Raw genomic sequence first — 20,654 nt, 5'->3', positions numbered from 1 at the left:
AACTCCATAGTTATTTGCAGGAAAGATTGCCCGATTATATGCTGCCTGTACACTATGTGCATATGGATCGATTACCGTTGACCTCTAATGGTAAGGTCGACCGCAAGGCCCTTCCTGATCCTGAATCCACCGCGAGTGTTGATTATGTTGCACCTTCCAATGGGATAGAGGAACAACTTGTGGGTATATGGAGCGATGTATTGAAGCTCGATAGGGGATCCATCGGTGTCACCCGGAGTTTTTTCGAACTTGGGGGGCATTCACTTAATGCAACTGTCTTAACCAGTAAAATTCTTAATCATTTTAAGGTAGAAGTTCCTTTGGTGAACATTTTTATTAGACCTACAATTAAGAGTATCGCAAGTGAGATTGCTTCTTTAACCCAAATGATAGATTTAGGAAGAAATCGATTAGTGGTTCAGATTAGTGGAATTTCCACTAATAATAATATGTTCATGGTTCATGACGGAAGTGGTGATATTCAAGCTTATACTCAGTTAGCCAGTGGCCTCAAAGGCTATAATTGTTGGGGCCTGAGAAGTGATTCGATTTCATTCTTCGGCCCGGTTAATATGGTAATTAGGGATTTAGCAGCAAGTCATTTAAGAAAAATAAAGTCCATTCAACCGAATGGACCATATACAATTTTAGGTTGGAGCATTGGAGGGATTCTAGCATATGAAATTGCTCGTCAAATTGAATCTACAGGCGATGTGGTTGATAAGTTATTTATGTTAGATTCACAGATTGACTATTCCAAAGAGCTAAAAACAACTTCATTCTCCTTAAATAGTGAAAAAAAGATTTTAAGAGGTTTAGTAAAGGCGACTAATTTGACGTTCGATCACGCAAATTCCGTTGAAGAATTATGGGCTGAATCCCTAGATATTTTATATAAACAGAAGACGGAAATAATTAAGAATTTCATACCAAGTTACTTACAATCAATTATCCCAAATTTTAATCAAATTGATTTGAAGTTTTTAATTATCTATACCAACACCATTAGAACTTTAAATAGGGCAATTTTTAAATACAATCTAAAAGGAAAATTAGAAACCCAACTAATTTATTTGAAAGCAGCCAAAAGCAACGCAGATAGTAATGGTTTTCAAAGGTATTTTAAGCAAAAGATTACTTCACTGGTGGTAGACGGAGATCATTTCTCTATGCTAAAGAATCCAGTAGTCAAAGCTCTAGTAGAGAGAATAGATGAACACCAAGAAGTAAATAACTAAATAATTTGATACAGTTATGAAAAAATATTTAAAGAAATTATTTTCTCCCCTATTGTGGGGATTAATATTTATCGGTAGTTATTCTTATTGCCAGGAAAGTGAACTCGAAGCGAAAATAGATAAAGAAGTATCTCGTCTTATGAATCGGGGTGATATCCCTGGATTGAGTTTAGTTATTCTTAGAGGGAATCAAAAGATTTTTAAAAACTATGGATATGCGGATTTGAAGAATCAAGTCGAGGTTAATTCCAAAACCTTATTCGAAATCGGGTCCTTAAGCAAATCATTTACGGCATTAGCACTTTTTGAACTTGTTGATCAGGGTGAAATAGATTTAGACAAAGACGTGTCTACTTATTTGCCATGGTTCAAAGTGATTTATAAAAATTCTATTGCGACCATTACTGCTAGGCAATTGTTACATCATACAAGTGGAATTCCATGGAATACGATATCCAAAATCCCCCAAACAGACGAATCAGATGCCCTCGAATTAACTGTAAAGAAACTGGTCGGACAAGAATTAGACAACCCACCAGGAAAGGAGTATCAATATGCTACTATTGGATATGACGTTTTAGCTTTGCTTATTCAAACTATTTCTGGGAAACCATTTGAGGAATACTTACAGACAAATATTATTGATAGACTTGGGCTAAGTCATACTTCTATTGGAAAAGCTAAATATAGTGAGCTATTGGCAACTGGATATAAAATTGGCTTCTCATCACCTAGAAAATATATTGCACCGAAATATAGAGGGAATAATGCCGCCGGTTATGTTATATCAAATGGCGAGGATCTATCAAAATGGCTAGAATTTCAGATGGGTAAATCTGGTTTTGAAGATTTATATGAATTTGCCAAGATAACCCATATACGAGATGAGACGGTACCTCCTCACGGTATGGCATTCTATTCCAGCGGATGGCACACTTCATTGGAAGGGAATGGGGAACTCTATCACGATGGGCAGAACCCAAATTTTAGCTCCTATATTGCTTTTCGACCTGCTAAAGAAATTGGTGTTGTCGTGTTAACCAATTCCAATAGCACTTATTCCAGGTTTATTGGTGCGCAAATGATGAAAATATTAAGTGGAGAAGACCTGCTAGAGGAACTATCACTAAATGATGGGAATGATAAAATGTATTCGGCAATTTTCATCGGTCTTATTGTATATATATTAATTGTAGTTGGATACCTGGTTTTTATTGTTGTTTCAATAGTTAAGAAAAAAAGGAGATATTCAAATATTACCTGGATACGATTTGGCAGCTTTATTAAATCCCTAATTTTTATACTGCCATTTTTGATTGGAATTTACATTCTTCCCGGAGCTATATTAGGATTTTCGTGGGAAGCAATCTTTGTGTGGAGTCCCGTTAGTCTTATTGCTTTAGTAACAATAATTCCGGTTGCTCTTATAACTACTTATTTGACCTATCTAATTGGCACATTTTTTCCTGAAAAAAATATTTATAAGAGAGAATTGCCCAAAGTTCTTTTACTTAGTATACTGGCCGGTCTGGCTAATGTGATAATCATAATTATGGTTACTTCTGCCATTGGTTCAGAGGTGGAATGGAAGTATTTAGTATTTTATTACGCCCTAATAGGCAGTTTATATTTACTTGGTAGAAAATATGTCCAAATTAATCTTATTAAACTTACAAGGAAATTAGTATTCAGTCTTACGGTTGAACTTATTGAAAAGGTATTTTCAACTTCTTTTCAGAGTTTTGAAAAAATTGACAGAGGTAGAGTTTATACGGCTCTTAATGATGATGTAAATACTATTGGTAATTCTACTAACATGTTCGTCACGTTGATTACAAGTTTTGTAACAGCTATTGGCGCATTTTTATATTTGGCGTCCTTAGCTTTTTGGGCAACGGTTTTAACAATTATCTTGATAGTTTTAATATCATTAATCTATTACTTTACGGTTCAAAGTACGAATACTTATTTCGAAGAAGCTCGCACTTCTAGAAACGTTTTTATGGGGCTAATAAATGGAATGATTGATGGATTTAAAGAACTTAGCTTACATCGTAATAAAAAACTTGAATATAAAGACGACATAGCCAATAGCGCCAATGAGTTCCGAAATAAAACCACTAAAGCAGAAATTAGATTTGTAAATGCATTCCTAGTAGGCGAATCTTTGCTAGTAATTTTGCTTGGTGTTGTATCAATAGGGATGTCAAAATTATTTCCTAGTATCCCATTTTATACCATTCTCAGTTTTATAATAGTTTTGCTGTATTTAATTGGCCCAATAAACGCCATTCTAAATTCAGTGCCTAGCATTGTCGGTCTACGGATAGCTTGGAATCGAGTTGCTCAATTCAATAAAGAAATTCCCGCTAATCTAAACCTAAATGATATTCCTGAACCCTTACTTGAAAATGTAGGTCAATTTGAGGCTAAAGGCGTTACTTTTCAATTTGAGAATAGCAAAGGTGAAAAAGATGGTTTTAGTATTGGTCCCATAGACTTGAAAGTTAAGAGTGGCGAGATACTGTTCTTAATTGGTGGTAATGGTAGTGGTAAAACTACCCTTGCAAAATTAATCACTGGTTTATATAAGCCCGATCAGGGGGAGTTCCTAGTTAATGATAAAAGCATGAAAAATTATCAGCTGGGCGAATATTTCTCAACAGTTTTTAATCCTCCACAGCTATTTGATAAATTATATAACATAGAAATAAATAATATAGCTGAAGTTCATAAATACCTAGAAATACTAGATTTAGAAAAAAAAGTGGAAATAGTTGATAATACTTATAGCACAATTCAACTCTCGGCAGGACAAAGAAAAAGACTGGCATTGCTCCAATGCTATTTAGAGGGCTCTCCAATATATTTATTTGACGAGTGGGCTGCAGATCAAGATCCAGAATATCGCAAATTTTTCTACGAGACTCTTCTTGTAGAGATGAAAAATAATGGCAAAATTGTTATAGTTATCACTCACGATGATCATTACTTTCATATTGCTGACAAGGTCTGTAAAATGAATTTTGGAAAATTAGAAGCTTATTCGAGCGATAATCTTTTTTTAACTAATAGTTAATTTCAAATGTCGTATAAATCTTTCGACATAAATGTTGATAAGGTAATTGGAATTGTTGGAGGTATGGGGCCAGAGGCAGGTGTCGACCTTGTTAGTTCTATATATAAAAATACTCAAGCTTTTCTTGATCAAGATCATTTGTCGGTGATACTAATGTCATTTCCAAAATATCTTGAAGATAGAACTGCATTTATAATGAAAAAAAAATCAATTAATCCAGCCTTGAACATCGTCAAGATTATCCTAAAACTTGAGCGTGCCGGAGCAACTTTGATAGGAATAGCATGTAATAGTTCGTATAGCCCCTCAATACATGAGGTTATATTGGCTGAACTTAAAAAAAAAAACAGCAAAGTAAAATTGCTTAACATGCCATATGAGACCTGTCAATATATAAAAAAAGAACACCCAGACCTTTCTCGAATAGGGGTCATATCAACAAATGGAACCTACCATTCTGGAGTTTATCACAATATTTTAAGAAATCTAAACTTTGAAGTAATAATACCAGATTACAATTTTCAACATAACATAATTAACCAAGTGATTTATAATTCTGACTATGGAATAAAAGCGAACTCATCAAGTGTTATCTCAAAAAAAGTGGAAGAACAATTACAAAAAATCTTAAATTATTTTGAATATAAAAAAGTAGATGCTGTTATTCTTGGTTGTACAGAACTAGCTTTAATACCCGAGAATTACTACCATACAGATATTTTGTTGTTTAACTCAAATGAATTATTCGCGAAAGCATTAATAAAGGAAATAGAGAAAAACTAGCTGCAAAACTGTTGTGAATCAAGAGTGAATAAGAAAAAAAGTGCGCAATATGAGCTTCCCAAGTATTTAATTTTATCGGTTCCTTCTAATATCACAGTACAACCAAGAATAACCATATAAATGTTTTAAGCTTAATAAAGTTGGAGAGAAAAGATTACCAAATAAGCGAAAAGTGTTTTTGGGTAAAACGAATTATTATTAGTCCCTATCAATACCCACGGATTTATGTTTGCAGTTTTGATTTTCAGATTATACTTATGAATTTTTTTTAGGGAAGTGATTAGAAACAGGTCACCTACTGATGTAAGTATACTATGCTTGCTAAAATTTCAACATTTAAAAATGAATGTTTTATGGACTTAATTAGAGGCACTGCAACTTTTGTTATACCACATTTTGCGGACAATCAAAAACCTTTGAATGATTACCTAGACAAGGCAATAACAAGTTTGATAAATCAGACGGATGATAATTGGAGAGCGATAATAGTAGATGATATGTCTTCAAAAAAGGGGATAATTGATTATTTAGACAAAATTAAATCAAAAGCACCAGATAGAATTCATTACATCATTAGAAACTCGAACGATGGCCCTGGTATTGCTAGAAATGTTGGTATTGAATGGGCATATAGAAATAACTCGCCAATAGTCCTTTTTTTGGATGCCGATGATATATCTCATCACAAAAGACTTGAAGTAGTTAGAAAAATAATGGGAAAGGATGATTTGGTAAGCGTTGTCTATTCTACATTTGAAGTAATTGATGAAAATGATGACAAAGTTCCCTTTGAAAAGTTAACGGGTTCTATTCAAGAAATTTTAGAAGGACATGAAAATCCGATTGAAGGATATGATGCTTGGATTGAAATTGGTACACGCAAAGGATATATTAATTTGACATCTGCAACAAGTGTTAGGACGGAGCTTGCTTTCAACTGTCCGTTTCCACCAGAAAGAGTCTCCGAAGACTCGTACACGTGGCTATTATATTCCGTCAAAGGTGAGAAATTTATCTACAGTGATGAAATAAAGACATTATATAGAATAGTCCAAACTAGTTCTGGTTCGGCAACACGTTCAGTCCATGGAAGGCTCGAGTTTTATAAAAATAAGTGTAGAGTTGATTGCTCTGGGTTTTTAAAAGCACTTGAAATAGCACTAAACAAAGGAAAGATAAATAGAGAGAAAAGAAATGAGTTGGCGATACGATTTTATATAAAACTTGCCGAGACAATGAAAAGAGAGAATTGTCCGGAACTTGCTATTGAGCAAATTGAAAAAGCGAGAGTATTGGATACATTGCTTTTTAATAAGTACTATTGTCCCATATCCGTTGTTAAATCACTTTGAAAAAGATTGTGTTTAATCTCTCGTGTTCTTTTTTCAGAAAGTTTTAGCTAAAAATGAAAAAATTAAAGTATGCCTAAATAGTTTTGACCAATATGTATTGGTAAAAGCTTACCTTTTTTTAAAGGCCTCGTTGTTGTTCTTCATTTTGAAAACAATTCTTGGGGTATTGGTGTATTTCTTAGAAATATCATAATTGGTTTATTTCTGCATACTTTCAATCATAACAAGTTACCTCAGGTAATCTATAGTTTGATTTCTAAAGTAGTCTCCAAAAGTATTAATCAAAAAGCAACCATCCATCCATGTAAATAGTAAGTTAAGTAAGCAGCTATCTTTTTGGAAAATTTCTTTTATCGAAAGCTTTCATAATTCTAAATTCTCCTATGGTATAAGAATTATTGAAACTACTTTTTACGACCCTCCATTTACACACGATTGCTTAGATTTCAATATTTCCCATACTAGCGGACTAGTATTTATTGTTTTAAATAAATCGGTGCGTTTTCAAGTAGATACGGAGTTAGTATTTCCAAGTTTTTATGTAGAATTCAGGTTTCAATTTCATGATTACCAAATATCACAAATTGAAACTTCAAACCTGCAAATACAGAAGTTTTTCAAAGGGATTCATTAGTGATTATTGAGCGAAAGGCGAGAACAATTTCTTCAATTACTTCTTGCGTCGATTAATATTAATAGTGGAATCGATTCTTCGAAGATTGAATATTAAACCACCTATTCCATAAAAAACTCTAAATGACTACTTCCGAAAACATAGTTAAATCATAACAGCTAATGAATTCATTAAAGATTTTCTAAAATGAAATTTGAAAAAGAGTGTAGAACATTACCAAATCAAAGGTCACGATTCTTGAGGTATAAGTTTGGCAAGAATATAAGTTACAATACATCGATTGTTATAGAAATAAGTCAACATCCTGAATTAGAAATTGTCAATACCGTTGTGAATAAACTTATGGACAGACATGAACTTCTTAGGACTATATTTTGCTACCGAAATGGCGAAGTTCTCCAAAGGGTGTATAATAAGGCCAAATTCAAGTCAAGAGTGAAGTTCAAAGACATATCTGGGAAAAACAAAAAAACAAGGGAAAGATTGTTTGAAAGATTTACAAATTATATGTTCGATTTAGAGACAGAGCCGGCATTCAAATGTATATTAACTAAAAATGGGAAAAAAAAATATGTTTTTTCTATGGTTCTTGATCATATTATTTACGACACTGAGTCTATTAAAATTATTGAAAAAGAAATATTTTTTCTTTATGAGGCCCAAATAACTGGAAGCACAAAGTCGTTAAAAACGTCGAAAGTTCGATTTAGTGATTTTGTCAATCATTACTATCAGCATTATCAGGGCAATCAATTAAAATATCATACTGAATATTTCAAAAAAGTATTTAATAATTCTCCCTTAGTGCCTCATCGGTTGAAAATGAAAGATATATATCTACAAAAACCTGATAATATAGAGAGCAACAAACATAATAGATTAGACAGGAAAACAGCGATGAAATCTTTGACTAGTTTGGACATGAGCAAAGATGTTGTTAGTAAAAACTACAATGGTTATTGTTTCCTTATTCCAAGTGAAATTTCAGATAAAGTATTGAGTATTTCAAGAAAGATGAATATTCCCCCTTCCATTTTTATATTGGCAAGTTTCTGTTTTTTGATGAAGAAAGTTAATTATCAAAACGATTTAATAATAGATGTACCCATTTCATTAAGGAATGAGGAAATGTTTAAGGAATTAGTTGGTTGGCTAGATAGTGCTTTGTTAGTCAGAATCAATATAAGAGATTTAAGTTTTGATTCTCTAATTTTAGAATGTAGGGATATTGTATATGAAGCATTCGATCATAGATTTTATCAGAAATATTTTGCCCATTTGGGTATTTTAGAAAAACACGAATCCTTCACATCTTGTCAGGTAAATATAATTGATGATTTAGAATCTCACACAACACTATTTCATCCATTTCACTATTCTTCCGAAAGTATCATTTTCGATTTTGAATTTCAAATTAATATGTTCAAAAATGGGTTTAAGGTCTCCTGCAAGTACATGGAAGAATTAATTCAAAAAATCGAAGTGAGAAAAGTATGTGACGAATATATTTATTTATTGGAGTATCAAACAAATAGATTAATGCCAACTTTATAATATCGAGATGAATCGTATTGCCCTTAAGAACGGTATAAGTTGCATATGAATTGCTCGATACAAACTGACTAGTAACCTTACTTAAATGTGGCATTTACCTTGAAAAATTCAAATAAAGCTTTACTTAAATGAGCAAAACCAAATTATTTTGTTTTCCCTATGCTGGTGGATCCAGTCAAATATATAATAAATGGAAGCCTGATTTAAACCCAAAAATCGAATTAATACCAATTGAGCTATCAGGTAGAGGGAAAAGAATGAATGAGCCTTTGTACAAAAGCTTTAAAGAACTAATCAATGATGTCTTTCAACAGGTTCGTGGTAATCTTCACCAAACACCATTTGCATTTTTTGGGCATAGTCTTGGAGCATTAATAGCTTATGAACTTATTCAATTACTAAGAAAAAATAATTTTCCAAATCCAAAACATGTTTTCTATTCTGGGAAAAGTGTACCCCATGTTGAGACTAATGAGAAGGTGGTTTATCACTTATTAGATTCAATAGATTTTAAGAGGGAAGTAATAAAGCTGGGAGGGACCCCCCCTGAGTTCTTTATGCACCCCGAACTTGAAGAACTATTTCTTCCCCTTTTAAAGAATGATTTCAAAATGGCCGAAACTTATAATTTTACGGGAGCTTCAAAGAGATATGATGGGGATATTACTGTTTTCTTGGGAAAAGATGATCAACAGACAGCTGAACAATGTCAAGGATGGAATGAATACACTTCAGAAATATGTAAGATAATATATTTTAATGGCGGTCATTTTTTTATCCATACTGAAATGGATAAAATTGTTAATATCATCAACGAAACATTGAGATTGTAACGCATGATTTTTCACTGTCAAAAATAAAAAGTAACTCACTCAGGGGTTATTACATGTAATCCTGTTTTACCTTTCACCTAATGAAAAAGAAAGATTCAAAGATTGCATCTAGCTTAGCCTTAGAACAAATTAAAAAGAATAACAAGGGCATAAATAGGGAGGTTTTAAAAGTGCTTATTAATTATAAAATCAAGGATTATCTTATTGGTGACTCTTTATTAAGACTAAGACATTTTAAACTAATTCGTGATTTTTTTTTAAAAGCCAAAATAAGCGTCAACCTTCATCATCGAATAGATGTAGCTATGCTACAATATAATCCATATGTAGATCAATTGATTTCCAAAGATCTTGGTTCACAGAACATTTTTGAATATGATGTAATTATCATAATAGGAGATGATGAGGCTTTATATAAGGAAATAGTAAATCGATGGGTCAGGGAATTAGATATGGGAACCTTTGAGACAAGTATTTTTTCTCTTACCAGATATTTAAAAGTTGAAGAAAACAACCACAATATTTTACCACCCTATCAGGAATTGTATGAATTTATAGTACAAAAGAAAAATAAATTTAAACTAAAAAAAGAAATATTTATTCAAAATAGTGAAATAGAGTGGGCAAATCAATGGTTACAACTAAACGGTGTGAAGTCCAATGAGAAAGTCATAATTATTATTGATAGTTCATCTTTAAGAGAAAAGTTGTTGCCATTAGAAGTACATTTTAAAATCATCCTCTTTTTTCTTGAAAATGATAAGCATAAAATATTGGTTCTTGATAAATTTGGTAATGGAAAATCACTTTTTTATAACGAATGGTTTGATAATAAATTTGAACATAGATTCATTTTTGCTCAAAAACTAAAATTTAGACACGAACTAATGCTGTTATCTAGTGATTATATAAGATTCATTTTTGGTCCTTGCACAGGTATAATGCATTGTGCTTCGGCAATTCATAATCACTTTGTGTCAAAATATGGAAACGCAAGGGGACAACCTGATATTATGGTATATGCAGGAACAGATTCGTATGAAAATGACCATAAATCTATTTGGTGGGGTGATGACGAAGAAGCTAAATGTTGTGTTGTGAAATATGTAAACGATTTTCAAAAAGAAATTGTGTGGATAAATCCAAATGTTCATGACTATCTTCCATGTTCGGAGTATACATCATTACTATTACAAAATTTTATTAAAACAAAATTTTGGTCATACACTCTGTGACAAAGCTGAAAATATCATTAATCTTGAAACTTTTCGTTTGACCCTTTTTTCTTGGCAAGTACCTGTTCAAAGTTGCGCTTTTTGGAAAAGGTAACTAGAATTTGGTCCAAGATTTTGAAGAAGGTATGATTTTGTTTCTAGGATAAATAATTTGTAGAAATGTTATTTCATAATCAACATTATAATTAATGGACTTAGTCGTGGTCAAATTTTTCAGTTAGGGGCTCATAATCTAGTAAAACAAGGTACTCAGGACCAAGGGCTGATAGAGTTTTATTCGAAGGCGTTGAGGGAGAACTACAATTCAACTAAAAATCAACCTTTTATATAATCGATGACAATCCAAAATCAGAAGAGAATCACTTTAATTATAGTTTGCACATCGATTATATTCGGTATGATAAAATTGAAAAAAGCCAAATTATTGGGCCTCTCACGCAAAAATTACCTTTTTGGAAGATTCCGGAAAATGTGGGTTTAGGTTCTACAAATTGCATGATTAACTCTGTTGGAATTTATATGCATTTCAAAAATCGTGGGTATCATAATTATGCAATCCCTACTGCGTGAGAAGTACGTTTTGAACATATAACAAGGGATGCTACTCTAAAGGTACTTAAGGTTGAAGATGTTGATGTAGCCCGTGTAGAGCAGATTCTTGACCAATTACGAGAAGACAATAATCATAACCTTGATTTGAATATATAATTAGCACTATTTGAATGTCTCAATTAATATTACGGACAAATCTTTTTCTATATTCTAAGTGTTGTCAAGGCTAATTGAAAGTGAACTCTTGGACAGTATTTCTTAATCAATAATTAAGCTGATTTTTAAACTATAATGTAACCCTAAAAGTTGTTTTTTTAAATATCCAAATTAATATATAGTAGCAATTTAATATGAGGGAGAGATAGTATTAATAGGGCTTAATTGCTTTAGACTTTCAGATCATTCGAGCAGCTAATTTTTGTTAGTGAATTTTAATCATTTTTTAAAGAAAAAATACATTTTGAAAAAAAAAAGAAAACACGTTTTATCTCTAAGAGATTTGTCGAATCAAGACACTTTAGATATTATTAATAGTGGTGTCGATTACGCGCGCGGCAAGATTGAACTTGGAGAGCAGCTTAAAGGTAAGGTAATAGGTATTTATTTTACAAAAACCTCTACGAGGACGAGAACTTCATTTTCATCAGCGGCATTAAGACTTGGGGCACAAATTATTTCTTATGGACCTAATGATTTACAAATAAATACAGGTGAAAATATCCATGATACGCTACAAGTACTTTCTCAAATGTTGGACGGATTAGTTGTCAGGACATCTGGTCCTTTAACCGAACTTAGAACTCTGAAAAATATGGAAAGTATGTCTCTAATCAATGCTATGACAGATGATGAACATCCGACACAGGCATTGGCTGACCTTACAACAATTAAGTTGCACTTTGGAGAATTGTCTGGAATCAGAATCATTTATTTTGGGGAAGGAAATAATACTGCAATTGCTCTTGCTCTTTCCCTTACAAAATTCCGAAATGTAACTGTTTACTTTTGTACCCCTCCAAACTATGGGCTTGATAAATCGGTTCTATGTTATGCACAAAAAGAAGGTAAAAAAATGAATAGCCATATACAAGAGGTTCACCGCGTAAAGTCACTTCCTTTGGATGTAGATATAATCTATACGACAAGGTGGGAAACAACTGGGACTATTAAAGACGATATAAATTGGAGAAAAGAGTTTGAACCATTTTCGGTTACCGAAAGATTAATGGCCCAATATCCAAAAGCGATTTTTATGCATGATTTACCTGCTCATAGGGGAGAAGAGGTAGAGGCATCCGTAATTGATGGTGAAAAGAGTATTGTTTTTGAACAGGCAAAGAATAAAGTACATAGTGCGAAGGCAGTTCTGCAATGGTGTCTTGGTTAGACATGTCCTTTAAACTTGATAATTATACATTAAAAGAGTGTTGGATGGGTTCGAATCCGATGAAATAAATCGGGAGATCACGGAATCATTGCAGGAAAGGACTGTCATATTTACGAACAAAAGCAACTCATATGTGGACCTTGTTGATTATTAGGAAGTGTACATCATCCACCGAAAAGAACAATGACGAGACTACCGTGGATATATTTAAATGGGTGCACATACTAATAAGCAATACCAAAATAAAAGGGAAGTATCTCCAGTTCTATTTGGATGAATTCATATACAAACTCTACAGAAGGTATTTCCTAGGGAGGCTCTTAGATAAGGCGGTAATATCAGATCGTACAGGGTTATAACACTTTACTAATATACAATATCACATAGTATTATTAAATGGTGTTTGGTCATTATTACACCTGAAGGCAGCTAAAAATTTACCAAAAATTGCGGGATAGGCTTGTTGTGCAGAGACAAATCGTATATTGATTTTTATCGGAAATTTAGGAGGTAGCGGTGCCATAGTTTATAAAGAAAAGGAGAGAGTAAGCATTAGTCATTACCAACACCGTGTCCTTGATCGAAATGCACGTTGCTTATTATTTTGGGAATTAAAAAGGAGCAAAGTTGATTATTACTTCAATTGCTTAATTAAGGGAAACTTTTAGTACGCATGGGAAATGGGAAACATCAAAGGGGCACTATAAATAAGTTACCCCCACAAAAACAAAAAATTATGAACAATGATTTTTACATATGGCTAAGGACTTCTTTATTTTATGATATGAACGATTGGGAAAGTCTGTTAATGAATGGAATTAGACCTTTTTTAATTAGTGCGAAGGAAACTAAATATCTAAATAAATTTACAATTTATCTTAATCAAAAGAGAGGGGATAATATCAGAATTTCATTTGAGGTGCTGTTTGATAAAAAAGAAAAATTTTTAAGTTATTTTGATCATTATTTTAAAGATTATTTAATAAATAATCCTTCTTTGTCTAATGTTAAACACGAAACCTCCACAGAACCTTTAAATCTTTTTAAAAACTTTCCAAATGATTCAATTCAGTATAATGTATATGATCCTTCTCTTGTAAATTTTTCACAGAATTACCCCAAAGAATTTGAAAGTTTTGGTTATTTTTTCTCTCGAATTCTTTTAGAAAAGAAATATAACAGATTTTCTAGTTACGAAAGTATCTTTGAATTTTCTATCTCGTTGCATATTTTAATGATACGATCTTTTACTATAAATATTCGCAAAGCAAATTCGTTATTCGAGGAAATTTTAGTCAAAACGGATTTCAATAATTTGTATTTAGGGATTGTGCCGGTTTTGGATTCTAGATTTGAGAAAAATAAAAGAACATATCTGGCTCTTTTCAAAAATATTTGGCGGAGCGACTATACTGCTTTACCCTATTCTAAGGATTGGGTAGATATTTGTAAACAGCTAACAATTAAATCATCTTCTTTTAAAGACTATAGTTTTACAATATCTAGGGTATTAAGTGAACACTTAAATTTAAATAATCTTGAATGGTTTGCCCCCTTATATTTATGTTATAAGATGACTTTAAATTCAAAATAGCAACCACCTATTATTACTGAACCTTTTTGTTGTGCGCCCCTGCCTGGTATCTATCGGTATGAGAAAGAGGCCATAAGCCTGAAGTGCTGGCTATTTTCCTAGAGATTAGAGTTATAGGATAATCTAAAATTGAAGGAAACCAATGATTTGGCCTTACAAGGGAATCGCATAAATGACCAGTATTATAAGTTAGATAAGAAAGATAACCTCGTTAAAGAGGTGTCAATTTGGCGATTTTATTCTGTAATAATTTAAGTTAAAGCTATTTGAATTAAAAATGACTATTGAGTTTTATACTTCATTTAACAAAATTGAATAAATCCTACTTTATTATGGAAAATAAAATATCCTTTTGTACAGTTTCTATGAATAGAGCTCACCATATTGAGAAAACTCTTCCCCAAAATATTTTAGACAACGAAGACTATTCAAATTGTGAGTTTATACTATTAGATTACAATTCTTCAGATGGTCTAGAAGAATTCGTGAAAACTCAGTTAAAAAAATATATTGATAATGGAAAACTAATCTATTACAAGACCCTAACGCCTACTTACTTTCATAGAGGTCATTCGCTTAATACTGCTTTTAAACTGTCTACTGGTGATATAGTTTGCACTATAGATGCTGATAATTATACTGGTAAAGGATTTGCTTCTTATATTAACATGATGTTTAATAGATTTGAATCTATTTTTTTAGCGGTTGATTTAAATATTTATTCTTCAGATGTCTGCGGTAGGGTTTGTTCAAGAAGTGATGATTTTTTTAAGATAGGAGGTTATGATGAAACGATGGATTGTTGGGGCCATGATGATGATGATATTAAAAATAGATTAGCCCTTGCGGGATTGGAAAAAAAACATATTCAAGGCGGTCATTTTTTAAATGCGATTAGTCACGGTCATGAAGATCGATTGGCAAATGAATATCTTTTGAAATTTTTAAAAGAAATTTACTTATGTCATTGGACTCCTTCTATTTCGCATGTTTTAATTTTATTAAATAATCAAAAGTTCCAAAATATAGTTTTTTTGAATAGTCCTTCGTTAAACTCATATAGCTACAATAATTGTCTAAACCCTCTCGATGATTATTATATTAATATTGACGAGGAAGAAGGATACTCTGGAGACTGGCACGTTAGTGAAAATAACAAAAAATTTGAGCTAATCACCAAGGAGAAGGACATTTTCGGATTTGTAAAAAATGGAAAAAATTTTCAATTAGATAAGAAGGGTAACATTTATAATTACCGTGAAATCAAAGATAAAAATTTTATTGAACTTGTTATAAAAGAATACTCGTACGCTAAAAATAGAATAAAATTGAGAAAAAACAGTGCAGCGAACACCCCGGTCGTCAATTTAAATATGGAAATTGGCAGAGGAATTGTTTATAAGAATTTTGATTATGATAATCCTATTTAGATTTAATTCAGAGCTTTTTTAAAGTTATTACCTTTTGGAAAGTTTATCATATCGAAATATTGTGCAAAAAATGTTATAGAGGTTAGTAGTTCGGCACATATTAAATTATTCTGATAGATTTTATCCCTATTGACCATTCTTGTAATCAGGTTGTTAAGTATTGCCACTTTATTCGTTCTATAGCAAAACTCGTTGATATATCTATTAATATTGAAATCACTTACCCATGAAGAAATTGTTCTAATCCAAGATTTGATGGATTATGGTATGTAGAGCTATGAAGATAGGTCCGTTATTGCTTTTATCTGGGTAATATCATAAACCCTTGAAATTGGTCTATACCTCTTCTATTTATCGAAAGTCACTTTGACTTCTCTTCTTATACTGTTAACAAAAATGTATTATGGGGATCGTGCCGAGAAATCTTCGATCCGCGTAGTATACATCCGCTTGACTTTTCCGTACCCGGTAAGCAGAATCGCCTTTACCGAAATGTTAGAATTTTGCTCTAACGTAGTCTAAGCAATAGGGTTCCATAAACTTACTGTGAACAAAGTTTTGCTGGGTAACAATTGCAATAGCTGATAAAACTGGCGCATCAGTAATCATTAGAGCAAGAAATGGGTAATTTTATTTTGAACAAACAGAAGAGAGCAGAGTATTAAGATGGTCATCTCTAAAATTTAATAAATTGTACAATGATGAAACCACAATTGATTTAAGAAGTGGTGGAGAAATTTTGGAAAAATGTTTGCTCCCTGAGGAAGAAGGTTCTAACTGAGGAACTTAATATTCCAATTCCTACAACTTAATAGATGGAGATATGATATTTTTCAATTTTAAAACTAATTCAAAAAAGTATAACAATTAATTTATCTCTTGAACTAGAGTAAGGTGCACATTACTATGAAATGACTAAGTTAGCAAAACAGATTCAAGAATCAATTAAGCCTTTAATTCCATCAATGGATCGTCCGATATTATTTGAATACCCAATAGAGATTGAAAACTACTCTAAAGTTACTACTTTAATTGAAAAAATATGAACTGATGGTAAAAAAGACGAATTTACAGCTGAATACTATTCAGAAATTGAAATAAAAGATTGGAAAGCCGATAAAAAGGATATTCAGTCCTTTATGAAAAGGTTGAAAAAAATCATAAAGATGATTTCAATACTTACGGTGTTGTTTCGGTTTTCGAAGACATAAGAATTATTTGGGGGGTTGAATTAGATAAATTCGGGAAAATAAACGAAGTGAAAATTTTATCCTAGTATAGATAATAATCAACTACAAATCTAATAAGTGCTTCATGTAACATTTGGTATACAAGTAAATTTTTTACCTAACCATTTTTTAAGCCTTCTCTAGGTTCTAATTTTCTTCAGAAACCCTAACATTCAAACATTTTCTATCTGATTCAACTTGCTCTTAAATAATGTAAGAATCCAGTAAAACGGAACCTTTTAAAAGTGGAAAAATAACTAGAAATTCAAACATTTATAAAAACCTCAAGCTAATTTGAGATTAATATGAAGCAAAAAGAAATGTTATCCAGACTTATTCAGACTATTGAGGCAAATCAGGAAAAAATAAGAGAAATTAAAATTATAGAAGATGAATATGAGTTAACCTCGCTTCTTTTTGAGAATTCATTTCAGGAATGCAATGAAATGATTTTACATAATATTGCCCAACTAATTAAGTTTTATCTGTTTGAAGAAAAAATTGACATTAAGAATATTATTGCCCGTTTGCATGGGATAGTGAATTCTTCATTTGATACTCAAACTTTTAAAAGAGAAGCCGAAGATAAATTTGATGAAAAATTTGGCACTAGGACTAGTGAAGTGAGAGAACAGTTTTTTCTAAATGAATCCATTTCAATAGATAGGTATATGAATTCGATAAGATATCATCCTAGCCCGGTAAAATCAGTATATTCGGCCCTAGATTATCTAAAAAACCTTGGTGTTGAATATAATAAATACGTATTTATAGATATTGGATCTGGAATGGGAAGGAATTTGTTAATTGCATCCGAGTATCCTTTCCATAGAATTGTTGGAATTGAAATCTCAAAACATCTTCATGCAATAGCAGTAAATAATATTAAAATTTATAAGACTGAAAACCAAATGTGTCAAAATATTAACTCCTTATGCAAAGATGTAAAACAATTTGATATCCCAACGGACAAACGTTTGATATTGTATTTTTGGGAGCCATTTTCGTCAAAAGTATTTAATGATTTATTTTTTAAGTTAAGCCAAGTAGCAAGTCAAACTGGTAAAAAAGTTGTTCTAATTTTTTTAAATTATGTTTTTCCAATCGTAAATGAGTCTAAAATTTTTAGACTGGAAAAAACAATAAAAACTCAAGACAAAACAACTAAAACAGATTTTTTTAAAGTTTCTTTTTATTCTAACTAATTTTTAAAATTGATTTGTTTGATTGTCGAGACATTAGGTTTGATAAACCTTATTTTTATCTAGAATCCATGGCCTTATTTCGCCTCTGTGCGACAATTTGTCCATCAAACAGGTTTACTACTCGATGTCCATATTGAGAATTGAGAACTGAGTGAGTTACCATTATTATTGTTGTTCCCTCTTGACTCATTTGGGTCAGAAGAGCCATGACTTCACGACCGTTTTTTGAATCTAAGTTACCAGTAGGTTCATCCGCCAAGATAAGTTTTGGGTTGGTCACGAGTGCCCGGGCAATTGCCACACGCTGTTGTTGACCTCCAGAAAGTTGGTTTGGAAAATGCTTTGTCCTATCATCAATTTTCAAATGTCTTAAGATTTTCATAACTTTTTTCTTTCGGCTGACTTTGTTCTCTTTTAAATAAATTAAAGGAAGCTCAACGTTTTCAAAAACGGTGATATCTTCAATAAGATTAAAGCTCTGAAAAACAAATCCCATATTACCCTTTCGTAATTCAGTCCGTTGCCCTTCCTTAAGGTTGGCCACCTCATTCCCGGCAAATTGATAGCTCCCTTCCGTGAAATTATCTAAAAGGCCTATAATATTCAATAAAGTTGATTTTCCACAACCAGAAGGTCTCATAATGACTACGAATTCCCCTGATTCTACTTTCAAATTCACATTGTTCAAAGCTATGGTTTCCATATCCTTAGTTCTAAAGCTCTTTTCCAAATTTTGAATCTGTATCATTTTTTATTGATTTCACTTTCCAAAAAACTATCGCTTTTTTATCAGTCTTCTGTTGTTACATCGCTCTAAAATCACTTTAATTATCATTAATTTGTAGTAAAAGCGATTAACAATAAAGGTGATTGTTTACTGACGGTTTTCAACAAATTTAGTTTTAATAGAATATTAACAGATTTCCTTATAACTTCAGTTTTATTCTATTTGTACGTAGTTCACCATTAATATGAAAATACATGTTTTTTATTCTTATATAAGTTACGAATTCCACCATACCCTCTTTAAAAATTATTTATCAAGATTCCCGGATGACTTTCAAAGGAAGGTGTTAAGTTTCAGACGTTGGCAAGATTCGCAATTATCACTTTTAGGAAGATTATTACTGCAGTATGGATTAGAACATTGCTACAAAAAAAATAGTTGTTTACCGATTAACTATACCATTTATAAAAAACCTTATATTGATGATGAAATGATTCAATTCAGTATTTCACATTCTAAAGAAATTGCTATCTGTGCAATAACAACTTCTGGAGAAATTGGAGTTGATATTGAGTTTATTAAACCTGTAAACATTAATGATTTCAAACATCAAATGACGCAAAATGAATGGGGCTTGTTGGATGATTTGAATAATAGTGAAAATGCTTTTTATACGTATTGGACACAAAAAGAAGCTGTGATTAAGGCTAATGGTATGGGTTTTCACTTACCACTTAAATCTTTTGAAGTAGTAGCAAATCAAAGTGTATTGAATGCCGAGATATATTCATTAAAACAGTTAATTGTGGACAAAAGCTATATCTGTCACATAGCTGTTCGTGGATGTTTGGATTGGAAAAGTAATTCATGCCAAGTTAAAGAATTAGTCTTTAACGATTGCTTTTAGGTTTTGAATTTAAAGAATTTAAGTGTGCTTATTTATATTCTTGGACTAAATTACATTTTGGAAGTTTTCATAAAAGGAGTAGAACTGAAGGTTTTAATTTTCAAATTTCACCTTTGTTAAGCTTGAAAAAATAATAAGTACCATACAAAATTAATTTCAATATGTTGGTGGTTTTATTACTACCATTTCCATGTTCTTGCAGTTTTTATATTGATGGTCGCAGGGCTAGGTCTTTAAGATAAGTCACTTATGCGGATTCTTTTGGTTTTAGCTATTTAGAACACTAATATCTATTAACAAAGGCAAGCAGGCATTTTTTTCTTTGTCTATTTGCGCTTGCTGTCTAATAGCAGGAGTTTGGAGGCGTACGATAGGCCATGTCAAATCGTTATCTTTATATAGTTCACCTATAATGTATTTCTATGAAAACGATTTTTTTTTCGCTTCTTGTCTTGATATTTATGATTCTTTCATCCTGTAAAAAAAACGATGATAGTGTCTCAGAATCTGATAGGAGTGAAGCCTTATTAGGCCAATGGGAATATACATCAATTACTACAAATAAGGCAGTTGACATCAATGGCGATGGAACCGTAAATATAGACCTTTTCAACACCCAAGAAATTCGGCAATGCATCAAAGACAACCTCACATTTTTTACGGCACGAGCTGATGGAGAAAAAGGAGATTATAGTATTAATGACAATGGTCTTCCTTGTGAAGAAGACACGGAATTTTCGAATATTGAAGAAGCTAGGTACGAGCTTATTGACAATACCTTGATACGGTTCGATACTAGAAATGAAATGCGAATCCAAGAACTGACCAAAACCAAGCTCGTTATTGAAACCAATGATAACTTAGGAGATACAGATGTCATAGTCACAATTAGCTACAGTAAAAACTAAGAATTAC

Annotated in this window: 14 protein-coding genes and 1 pseudogene; 13 read left to right on the top strand and 2 right to left on the bottom strand. The window is 32.0% G+C overall.

All coding sequences use genetic code 11. The annotated features are described in order from the left end of the window. From ACKWCA_RS14335 to ACKWCA_RS14290, 10 genes are all read left to right on the top strand, one after another. Window positions 1-1,238, top strand: a 1,238-nt coding sequence (locus ACKWCA_RS14335) for a thioesterase domain-containing protein (RefSeq protein ID WP_413978897.1), incomplete at its 5' end; no start/stop codon positions are given. A 16-nt stretch (window positions 1,239-1,254) separates the two neighbouring features. Continuing rightward, window positions 1,255-4,317 carry a cyclic peptide export ABC transporter gene (locus ACKWCA_RS14330; protein WP_413978896.1) on the top strand — a complete coding sequence of 1,021 codons (3,063 nt, stop codon included), beginning with the start codon at window positions 1,255-1,257 and terminating at the stop codon, window positions 4,315-4,317. A gap of 6 nt (window positions 4,318-4,323) precedes the next feature. Continuing rightward, entirely contained in the window at window positions 4,324-5,100 is a 777-nt protein-coding gene (locus tag ACKWCA_RS14325; protein WP_413978895.1) for an aspartate/glutamate racemase family protein, read from the top strand. A 314-nt stretch (window positions 5,101-5,414) separates the two neighbouring features. After that, window positions 5,415-6,452, top strand: coding sequence for a glycosyltransferase family 2 protein (locus tag ACKWCA_RS14320; protein ID WP_413978894.1), 1,038 nt, complete (start codon window positions 5,415-5,417; stop codon window positions 6,450-6,452). An 820-nt stretch (window positions 6,453-7,272) separates the two neighbouring features. Next, entirely contained in the window at window positions 7,273-8,640 is a 1,368-nt protein-coding gene (locus tag ACKWCA_RS14315) for a condensation domain-containing protein (protein WP_413978893.1), read from the top strand. A gap of 128 nt (window positions 8,641-8,768) precedes the next feature. Continuing rightward, window positions 8,769-9,473, top strand: a complete 705-nt coding sequence (locus tag ACKWCA_RS14310) for a thioesterase II family protein (protein WP_413978892.1) — start codon at window positions 8,769-8,771, stop codon at window positions 9,471-9,473. Between the two features lie 80 nt (window positions 9,474-9,553). Beyond that, entirely contained in the window at window positions 9,554-10,708 is a 1,155-nt protein-coding gene (locus ACKWCA_RS14305; RefSeq protein ID WP_413978891.1) for a glycosyltransferase family 9 protein, read from the top strand. A gap of 1,012 nt (window positions 10,709-11,720) precedes the next feature. Continuing rightward, entirely contained in the window at window positions 11,721-12,647 is a 927-nt protein-coding gene (locus ACKWCA_RS14300) for an ornithine carbamoyltransferase (protein ID WP_413978890.1), read from the top strand. Between the two features lie 736 nt (window positions 12,648-13,383). Next, window positions 13,384-14,241, top strand: coding sequence for a hypothetical protein (locus ACKWCA_RS14295; RefSeq protein ID WP_413978889.1), 858 nt, complete (start codon window positions 13,384-13,386; stop codon window positions 14,239-14,241). A 332-nt stretch (window positions 14,242-14,573) separates the two neighbouring features. Beyond that, the gene (locus ACKWCA_RS14290; RefSeq protein WP_413978888.1) at window positions 14,574-15,671 is read left to right on the top strand and encodes a glycosyltransferase family 2 protein; all 1,098 of its coding nucleotides are present in this window, start codon (window positions 14,574-14,576) and stop codon (window positions 15,669-15,671) included. Between the two features lie 98 nt (window positions 15,672-15,769). Here the strand turns inward: ACKWCA_RS14290 and ACKWCA_RS14285 are convergent. After that, a pseudogene (locus tag ACKWCA_RS14285) lies at window positions 15,770-16,162 on the bottom strand (IS1595 family transposase); the annotation flags it as partial. A gap of 1,043 nt (window positions 16,163-17,205) precedes the next feature. Between ACKWCA_RS14285 and ACKWCA_RS14280 the strand changes: the two are divergent. Further along, window positions 17,206-18,105 carry a class I SAM-dependent methyltransferase gene (locus ACKWCA_RS14280; RefSeq protein ID WP_413978887.1) on the top strand — a complete coding sequence of 300 codons (900 nt, stop codon included), beginning with the start codon at window positions 17,206-17,208 and terminating at the stop codon, window positions 18,103-18,105. A gap of 55 nt (window positions 18,106-18,160) precedes the next feature. Here the strand turns inward: ACKWCA_RS14280 and ACKWCA_RS14275 are convergent, their stop codons facing one another. Further along, complete coding sequence (locus ACKWCA_RS14275; RefSeq protein ID WP_413978886.1) at window positions 18,161-18,853, bottom strand: ABC transporter ATP-binding protein; 693 nt, start codon at window positions 18,851-18,853, stop codon at window positions 18,161-18,163. 223 nt (window positions 18,854-19,076) lie between these two features. On the opposite strand from ACKWCA_RS14275, the gene ACKWCA_RS14270 reads away from it, so the two are divergent. Beyond that, window positions 19,077-19,739, top strand: a complete 663-nt coding sequence (locus tag ACKWCA_RS14270; RefSeq protein ID WP_413978885.1) for a 4'-phosphopantetheinyl transferase family protein — start codon at window positions 19,077-19,079, stop codon at window positions 19,737-19,739. A gap of 422 nt (window positions 19,740-20,161) precedes the next feature. Then, on the top strand, window positions 20,162-20,647 hold the full coding sequence (locus tag ACKWCA_RS14265) for a hypothetical protein (RefSeq protein ID WP_413978884.1): 486 nt from the start codon (window positions 20,162-20,164) through the stop codon (window positions 20,645-20,647). Window positions 20,648-20,654 lie beyond the last annotated feature (7 nt).

The sequence above is a fragment of the Maribacter corallii genome, from assembly GCF_047345415.1.
In the GTDB taxonomy this organism is placed as follows: Bacteria; Bacteroidota; Bacteroidia; order Flavobacteriales; family Flavobacteriaceae; genus Maribacter_C.
Note: the sequence above shows the minus strand (reverse complement) of the source record. Positions and strands in the feature narration are given on the sequence as shown.